The 1,249-nt window shown below is 69.8% G+C and carries 1 protein-coding gene; it reads left to right on the top strand.

Features of this window, described 5'->3' with window-relative positions:
* Positions 1–1,249: ATP-binding protein (locus tag ACFQEU_RS16155; protein ID WP_379783823.1), on the top strand; the 1,249-nt coding region annotated here is incomplete at both ends.

Raw genomic sequence — 1,249 nt, 5'->3', positions numbered from 1 at the left:
GCCGCGCGATCGACGCCGCCGACGTGGCGATCGTCGACGAGACGACGGAGCCCGTCACCGACTCCGAGGCGGTCCGCGAGTTCGGCGAGGAGCACGGCTATCCGGTCGCGATCAAGGCGGAAGGCGGCGGCGGCGGCCGCGGGATGAAGATCGTCGAGTCCGCCGACGAGGCCGAATCGCAGCTCGAATCGGCCAAACGGGAGGGGGAGGCGTACTTCTCGAACGACTCCGTCTACCTCGAACGCTACCTCGAAACCCCCCGACACGTCGAGGTGCAGATCGTCGCCGACGAGGGGGCCGACGGCGAGGGCCCGGCCGACGAGAGCGACGTCGTTCACCTCGGCGAGCGGGACTGCTCGCTCCAGCGCCGCCACCAGAAGGTGATAGAGGAGGGACCGTCCCCCGCGCTCTCCGACGAGTTGCGCGAGCGCATCGGCGAGGCGGCCCGGCGCGGTGTCGCCGCCGCCGATTACACCAACGCGGGCACCGTCGAGTTCCTCGTTGAGGAAGACCCCGACCGCGACCCCGCCGAGCCGCTCGGGCCGGACACGCCGTTCTACTTCCTCGAAGTCAACACCCGGATCCAGGTCGAACACACCGTCACCGAGGAGCTGACCGGGATCGACATCGTCAAAGAGCAGCTCCGGGTCGCGAGCGGCGAGGGGCTCTCCGTCACCCAGTCGGACGTCGAACTGGAGGGCCACGCGATCGAGTTCCGGATCAACGCCGAGAACGCGGCCGAGGAGTTCCAACCCGCCAACGAGGGGAGCCTGGAGACGTACGACCCGCCGGGCGGGATCGGTGTCCGCGTCGACGACGCGCTCCGACAGGGAGACCCGCTCGTCACCGACTACGACTCCATGATCGCGAAGCTGATCGTGTGGGCCGGCGACCGTGAGGAGTGTCTCGCCCGGTCGAAGCGCGCGCTCGCGGAGTACGACGTGGAGGGCGTCGTCACCATCATCCCCTTCCACCGGCTGATGCTCGACGACCAGCGGTTCGTCGACGGCACCCACACGACGAAGTACCTCGACGAGGAGGTCGACCCCGAACGGATCGCCGACGCACAGGCGCGGTGGGGCTCCGAGTCGTCGGCCACCGACGACGACGAGGAGGTCACCGAACGCGAGTTCACCGTCGAGGTGAACGGGAAGCGGTTCGAGGTCGACTTAGAGGAGCGCGGCGCGCCGGCGATCCCGACGCCGGGCGGCTCCGGCGGTCGAACCCAGCGCCCGCCGCAGGCGACCGA

It is taken from the genome of Halorubrum tibetense, assembly GCF_042661865.1.
GTDB lineage: Archaea > Halobacteriota > Halobacteria > Halobacteriales > Haloferacaceae > Halorubrum > Halorubrum tibetense.
This window is presented reverse-complemented; position numbering and strand designations above follow the sequence as displayed.